The sequence below is a fragment of the Helicobacter bilis genome, from assembly GCF_900198365.1.
Classification (GTDB): domain Bacteria; phylum Campylobacterota; class Campylobacteria; order Campylobacterales; family Helicobacteraceae; genus Helicobacter_A; species Helicobacter_A bilis_B.
The window spans coordinates 1-6,983 of sequence record NZ_FZMS01000084.1 but is presented as its reverse complement, the minus strand read 5'-3'; the positions used below and the strand labels follow the sequence as shown (position 1 = coordinate 6,983).

Annotated in this window: 6 protein-coding genes; 3 read left to right on the top strand and 3 right to left on the bottom strand. The window is 36.9% G+C overall.

All coding sequences use genetic code 11. From position 1 onward, the window contains the following. Positions 1–137 precede the first annotated feature (137 nt). The 3 genes from C6H08_RS09860 to C6H08_RS09850 all read left to right on the top strand — a co-directional run bounded on the left by C6H08_RS09860 (position 138) and on the right by C6H08_RS09850 (position 3,188). Positions 138–809, top strand: a complete 672-nt coding sequence (locus tag C6H08_RS09860; protein WP_104686187.1) for a GT-D fold domain-containing glycosyltransferase — start codon at positions 138–140, stop codon at positions 807–809. A gap of 160 nt (positions 810–969) precedes the next feature. Continuing rightward, positions 970–2,256, top strand: a complete 1,287-nt coding sequence (locus tag C6H08_RS09855; RefSeq protein WP_034562711.1) for a homoserine dehydrogenase — start codon at positions 970–972, stop codon at positions 2,254–2,256. Beyond that, entirely contained in the window at positions 2,256–3,188 is a 933-nt protein-coding gene (locus tag C6H08_RS09850; protein WP_034580038.1) for a hypothetical protein, read from the top strand. Before C6H08_RS09855 ends, C6H08_RS09850 begins: the two co-directional genes overlap by 1 nt. 169 nt (positions 3,189–3,357) lie before the next feature. Here the strand turns inward: C6H08_RS09850 and C6H08_RS09845 are convergent, their stop codons facing one another. The 3 genes from C6H08_RS09845 to C6H08_RS09835 form a co-directional block, all read right to left on the bottom strand. Then, complete coding sequence (locus tag C6H08_RS09845) at positions 3,358–3,666, bottom strand: CiaD-like domain-containing protein (RefSeq protein ID WP_034562707.1); 309 nt, start codon at positions 3,664–3,666, stop codon at positions 3,358–3,360. Then, positions 3,657–3,944, bottom strand: coding sequence for a tetratricopeptide repeat protein (locus C6H08_RS09840; protein WP_027338370.1), 288 nt, complete (start codon positions 3,942–3,944; stop codon positions 3,657–3,659). Before C6H08_RS09840 ends, C6H08_RS09845 begins: the two co-directional genes overlap by 10 nt. An 88-nt stretch (positions 3,945–4,032) precedes the next feature. Next, entirely contained in the window at positions 4,033–6,468 is a 2,436-nt protein-coding gene (locus C6H08_RS09835; protein ID WP_052100014.1) for an OmpP1/FadL family transporter, read from the bottom strand. Positions 6,469–6,983 lie beyond the last annotated feature (515 nt).

The following is a 6,983-nucleotide window of genomic DNA, read 5'->3' as shown; positions in this document are numbered from 1 at the left end:
AGGAATAATTTTGCAACAAAACCTCGAAATAAAAAAAAAAAAGACTTTGAAATAATGAAACCACCCGGAAAAAAAAATAGTTCAGACACCAAAAAAAAAATGGTAAAAACGGATAAAAAGGTTTATTCTTTTTGGGGATGGTGAGTATATTATCATGGGGGGGGGGGGGCATTCCTTTCCAAGAATACAATAAAGAATTAGCTGATAAGTTATCAGAGATTATTTTATCTGATTATGATAATTTGCTAATAGGGCTTAGTGGCGGACACTTTCATTCGCCCTCACCAGATGCGAACAACATTGCGCTAGAATACGATTACTCTTGGGTAGTTGAAAATTACAATCTTATTATGAAACGCACGATACCCGGAAAAGAGTATGCATGTAGTGGTATTTCACAAGTATATGCTTGGGACTCAAACCGCAAGGAAGAGACACAGAAACATTACGACATGTTTAAACAAATCTTTAGTAATAAGAAAATAATGCTCGTTTGTGGTGATAAAATCCTTGTAAATATAAAATTCAATATTTTAGAAGGGTCTCAAGTTGAATACATTTATGGTCCCACAAAACACGCATATAGAGATATTGATAGGCTAAGGAAAGAACTTGATGATAAAGTGAGTGGGGATGAGGTATTATTGTTTGCGCTTGGTCCGGCAGGAAAAGTACTTGCTTATGAAATGTTTTTAAAAGGCTTTAGGGTATTGGACATAGGGCACACTATTAAAGATTATGACACATATATGCGTGGGGTTGAGATGACGGATGAGACAATCAAAGACTTCTTTGCACCAGATGAGTAATGCTTGTGGAATGTGATTTTACGGACCCATAGTAAAACTATTAGTATAGTATAGAATCTATTTTGGAAGCTTATCCTATCTCATTTTACCTAATTTTTCCCAAATCATCATTTTGCTGTTATAATAATCGCACTGAAAAGAAAAGCATTCAAGGTATATTATGAAAACTATAAATGTAGCAATTATTGGTGTTGGGGTTGTGGGGAGTAGTGTTATTGAGATTTTGCAGCAAAATAGAGATATCATACAGGCAAGAACAGGGGCATTAATACTGCCAAAGATTGGTATCGCAAGAAATATTCACAATAAAAATGTCAATATCCCCTTAAGCACAAATATCGATGACGCACTGAATGACCCAGAGATTGATATTATCGTCGAGCTTATGGGCGGTGTGGAGTTGCCTTATAAAATCGCCCTTAAAGCCTTAGCAAATAAAAAAGGCTTTGTTACTGCAAATAAAGCCATGCTAGCATATCATAGGCATGAGCTAGAGCTAAAAGGGAGTGAAGCTTCCATTGGTTTTGAGGCGAGCGTGTGCGGTGGCATACCTATTATTAAGGCTTTGCGTGATGGCTTATGTGCGAATCATATCTTAAGTATCCGTGGCATTATGAATGGCACAAGCAACTATATCCTAACACAAATGAGTAATAACAACACAGACTTTGCTACTGCTTTGACACAAGCGCAGAATCTAGGCTATGCAGAAGCCGATCCTACACTTGATATTAATGGCAGTGATAGCGCACACAAGCTATTAATACTTGCTTCACTTGCCTATGGTATCCATGCGAAAATGGAAGATATTATCGTTGAAGGGATTGAAGATATTAGCCTTGAAGATATCCGCTTTGCATGTGAGCATGATTATAGTGTGAAGCTGCTAGGCATTGCTAAAAAGCAGGAAAATGCGCTTGAATTACGCGTGCATCTATGTATGATACCAAAAGATTCTATGCTTGCAAAAACTGATGGTGCAATGAATGCAATCAGTGTGATAGGTGATAAAGTCGGTGAAAGCGTGTATTATGGAGCGGGTGCTGGTGGGAGTGAGACGGCAAGCTCTGTTGTGAGTGATATTATAGAGATCGTGCGTAGTAAAACCGCACCTATGTTAGGCTATGTCGCAGACTTTCAGCATAGTTTAGAGCAAAACATGGTGCTACTACCAAAAGATAAGATTATAAGTCGCTACTATGTGCGATTGCAAGTCGATGATAAGCCCGGCGTATTAGCACATATCGCAGAAGTGTTAGCCACACATAATATTTCTATACAATCGCTTATCCAAAGAAAGCCAAGAGACCTTGACACACATTCTGCCCTGCTTTTACTTGCCACACATACATGCTCTGAAGTGCAGATAAAAAAAGCTTTAGAATCACTAGAAAACTTAAAAGAAGTCAGCAAAAAGCCTTATATGATACGAATAGAATCTTTGTAATGCCTTGTATTTATTTCTTACTTTTTTCTCTATCCATTTTCTTTGTAGCTTGTGATAGCGATAAAAAAGATACAAATATTTTCATGCAAACTAGCAGTGATTTAGCATATACTACTGAAAAGCTAGATTCTAATCCGCTAACTTTAAAAGAGATTCCAAAAGAGATAAATGATTTTACAGCCCTTTATAATGCCTATTTGACAAGGCAAAATAAGGGTAAAAAAAGCAGCATAAAAGAAGCAAAGATTATAGATAAAGCCTTTGTAAGACTAAGACATACATATAAAGATGATAAAGATATCATGCAGATTCTAGAATCTTTTTCGTGTATATTGCCAGATTGCAGTGCGACAAAGATAAAAGATACTTATTTCTACCCGTATATGAGCATACAAGAAGCCTTTTTTGCGATAATAGCGGATAAAAAGACAGAGATTTTCACACATTTTGACATTATCAAAGATTATAGCTATGTGTTAAAAGACATGCAGACAACAAGTATCGATTTACAAGCCCAATATGATAAAATAACCCCATTTCAAACATTGAAATTCACATGGGATACACAATCTCTAGAGATAGCCCTCGCCCCAAAAGAAGAGATATGCAAACCCTATATTTACACATATAGGACGATTTTTATACAAGATTCTAATGGTGTGAGAGTGGGACCACAAGAAGAGCGATTAAGCGTATTTTCATATCCCACACAGCTTGTTGATTTTGTAGCAAAAAGTTGTGCTTGTGCGAGATTTTATAAGTATATCCCAGAACTCACCCAAGCAGAAAAGAGAGTAGCAAAAAATGCCCTAGCCCCAGATAAAAAACATTGTGAAAATCTCTCAATTGAGCGTAAAGCTTTATGGGATACATACATGCAAGATTCTAGGGTTATTAGAATCTTACAACATGAACAAAGTTTATATCCTTAGGTTCTTAGTCTGTCAATGCAGTATCTAATAGAAAATATACCGCCCTATCCCAATTAAATAAAAATATCACTAAAACTAACTTCAGCAACAATCACAAGCTAGACAATTAACGCTAAATAAAACAGCAGTCAAACACTAAAACATGCAAATAAAGCACCTACAATAAAACTCATTCTCCCTCAAAATTCCTTTTATCAAGCACTTCAAGTCTTGCATCAAGTAAGGCTAATTGAAACTGCAGGAAACCTAGTATAAGATCTAGCTTTGCTTGTATTTGATTCTGTGTATCTTCAGCACTCTCTAACCATAAATCACCTTGTTTCAATCCCTCAAATAGCACAAATATACGCTCTTTAAAGCTCTGTAAAAACTCCGTCTCACCAGTATTCACACCAAGTCTTATATCTTTAAATCCCTTTTCATCAACGCTATTTTCAATCTCACTCAGCGTTTGCAATACAACATCTTTTAATTCCATTGACTAAACCACCCTGTTAAATTTTTTGGATTCTCTTTAAATATAGCGATTTTTTCCTGCATGAGTTTCATGTCTAGATTCTTTGTGATAAGGCTTTTATCTTTTTTAAACTTTAATGCCATTTCATTTGCTTTTATGCCTAAATGTGCTTCTTTTATCAACTCTGTGCTTAAGGTTTTAGAATCTTTTTCAAGCACTTGTTCAAAAAAGGCTAACGCCTCTTCATGTCTGCCTATCATCTCATAAATATAGCCTAAGCTTAATAGCTTCCTACTCATAGCATTCCCCTAAATCATTAGAAAAATAAAGGCTAATTATAGCCTACTTCATCAATATTTCATATCTTTTTTACAAAATGCCAAAGCACTACCACCTATATCCCAACGAAAAAGTAGCAATCCTAAGCTGTCCTACACCACCACTCGCATAAATGCTACTTGAGCTATCTTTAAAGGTATTACTCAAAGACGCACCCACATCAAAATCGCGGAAGTTATACTTCGCACCAAGCCCTATCATATAGCCATTACTATCAGGGATACCTATGGCAGTCTGTGACACAGGGGCTTTATCATACGCTGCTGAAAGCATAAGTCGCAGACGCTTTGTGATATAAGTCGCCCCAACCCTAAAGGTATTTGTATCTACCCAGCCATTCCCCATAGCTACCGCACTAAAATCAGCTAAATTTACCATGCCCTTAAGTTGCTCTTGACTAAAGCTCTCTGGCACACTGCCCGGACTTGCGGTAAATTTTGCCTCGCTCCAGCCAAACTCTGTGTCAAACTTCCTACCCCTACTCCAAAATGTCCGCTCATAAGTCGCCTCTAATCGTAACTTATGCTTATTTTTAAATGCCCAGTCATGGCTATATGCAATGGTTAGAATCTCAGGCATAGTTATATAGAGATATAAAGGGGCGTCCATTCTCACACTGCCTACTGGACCACCGATAATCGTATCTGCACTTACCTTGCCTTTAAACTGCATGGCAACAGGGCTATTATACACCACAGAGAACATACCGCCATCTCCCACTCTAGCCGACACACTCGCACGATAGCCAAAGCCTATATCACTCCCATCACTTTTCTGCACGACTTGAGCTGTGCCAACAAGGCAGGTTTGAATCTTGGCTACCATAGCTTTAATGGCATCAAGTTCCGTTGCATTAGGTGGCAGACCTAAAAAGGGGAAAATCACGGGATTATCAATAAGACCTTCAAACATACCTGCCATATCAGGTGGGATAAGTCCATCAGGTAGAGATTGTAGTATATTGGGGTCAAATGAAGGTGTGCAGTTTTTACCTGCTTGTGGATTTGTCTGCTGTATCTCTTCTGGCAATTTGTCGTCGTTACCATTGTGCCCTTGTTGTTGAGCTGTGCCTAAAGGCACATATACGATATTATTAAACTTCCCCATACCATATAAAAGGCGTGGAGCAAAACCCACAGAGATTCTATCTCTATAAGTGTAGCTAATCGATGGGGCAAACTCGATTAAGAATATAAACACATCTTGTAGAAACTCACCGCCTAAGCCATTCCACTTCATCGCTAAACCACTAGGGGCGATGAAACTCGCCCCAAAGGTAAAGCCATTATAAGTTTTTGATTTATAGAAAAATTTTGGCAACATAAAGTTTGTATCACCGGTTGAGCCATCCACCATAGCGGTGTCTGGCTTTGTGTGCTGTAACTCAATTCGCCCGGGAATTAGGGATAGTCCGAGTGCTTCTAACAACGGCTTTACTTGCCCCACAAGACCACCATATTTCATATATGTAATAGAACTTAATCCTTGATTTGTAGTCGGCACTTGAAATTTAAAGCCCGGGATATTAATGAGTGAGAATGCAAACTCAAACTCATGCTTATTTTCCCCCCAATCGTTTTTAAAGCCCATATTCGCAGGATTATAGTAACTTGCATCAGCACCCCTAGCCCCCGCTACATAGGCAGAGCTTAAAGCTGTGGCATTCAAGCTTTGTTCTTGAATCTTAAAGCCATTTGCCGACATCTTCGCATAAAACATACACGATAATAGACATAATACCAACGCTTTTGCATGTATGCCCATTTGCCGACATCTTCGCATAAAACATACACGATAATAGACATAATACCAACGCTTTTGCATGTATGCCCATTTGCCGACATTTTCAGTTTGTATTATTTTGTCATTTTCAACCTTTGGAAAAGGCGAAAAATCTCTATTTGTTTTTATACCCTTAATTTTCATATTTGCGGTTTTATGTGTTATACCCGCTACATTTGTTTCCACATCTTTAATACTTTGTTTGCTTGTCATTTTGAGCGAGGGCGAAAAATCTCTTTTAGAATCTTGGCTAGATATTTCGCTTCGCTCAATATGACAATTTTTAGATTCTAGATTCTTATCCAAATGGGTGGGTGCAGGGCGTAGGGGTGCAAAATTGCAAGATTCTAGATTCTGTTTAGAGATTAGGTTTTGTTTAAATTCTAAAACCTTGTCATATTGAGCCGTAGGCGAAAAATCTTTTTTAGAATCTAAAGTTTGCCTAGATTCTAGGTTAGAGACTTCAACTAACGCCGTAGTATGACAAACTATCTTAGATTGCAAAACTTTGCCATTTCTTAGAGAATCTCTGCTTTGCATATCAAGCAAAGAATCTGTTTTAGATTCTATAATATTTATATGTTGCTGTTTTATTATGGTTTTAAATCTTTGTGAATGTATAAAACTATGTTTTTTGCCCCAAATCCCTACACCCATATATCGAAATGAATTTTTTATTATGTAATATATGTTTTTATACATTCTCTACCCCAAAATATTTTTACTCTCAATCATTTATATTACGTATTATACAAGCATTTTGCGTAAATGATCATGCCACCCTTTTACATTATGATACACTAATGCAATGATATATCTGCAAATATGTTTCATAAATCGACATTATAGCTTAAAATTTGGATTTTTCTCCAAATATTTGCATATGCAAATATTAAAATGTGGTTTTTTAAAGACATGAGTGCGAAGACTTAATGACTCTTTAGATTCTATGCAAGAGTTAAAAAGGCTGCAAAAGCAAGAAAATTACTGCCACTAACAAGAAGCAAACATGCAAGCATTGATAACTTACAAAACGCATTAAATGATACAGACTTTAAAGCTACATTACTGCAAGGCTACAAACAAGTAACAGATGATGCAATTGAAAGCTTAGGACTTGATAATCAACTCACAAATACTTTAATACGAGAAACACAAAAGCTAGAATCTAAACCAAATATAAGCCTAGCCCAAGCCATAGAATTACGCAAAAATAT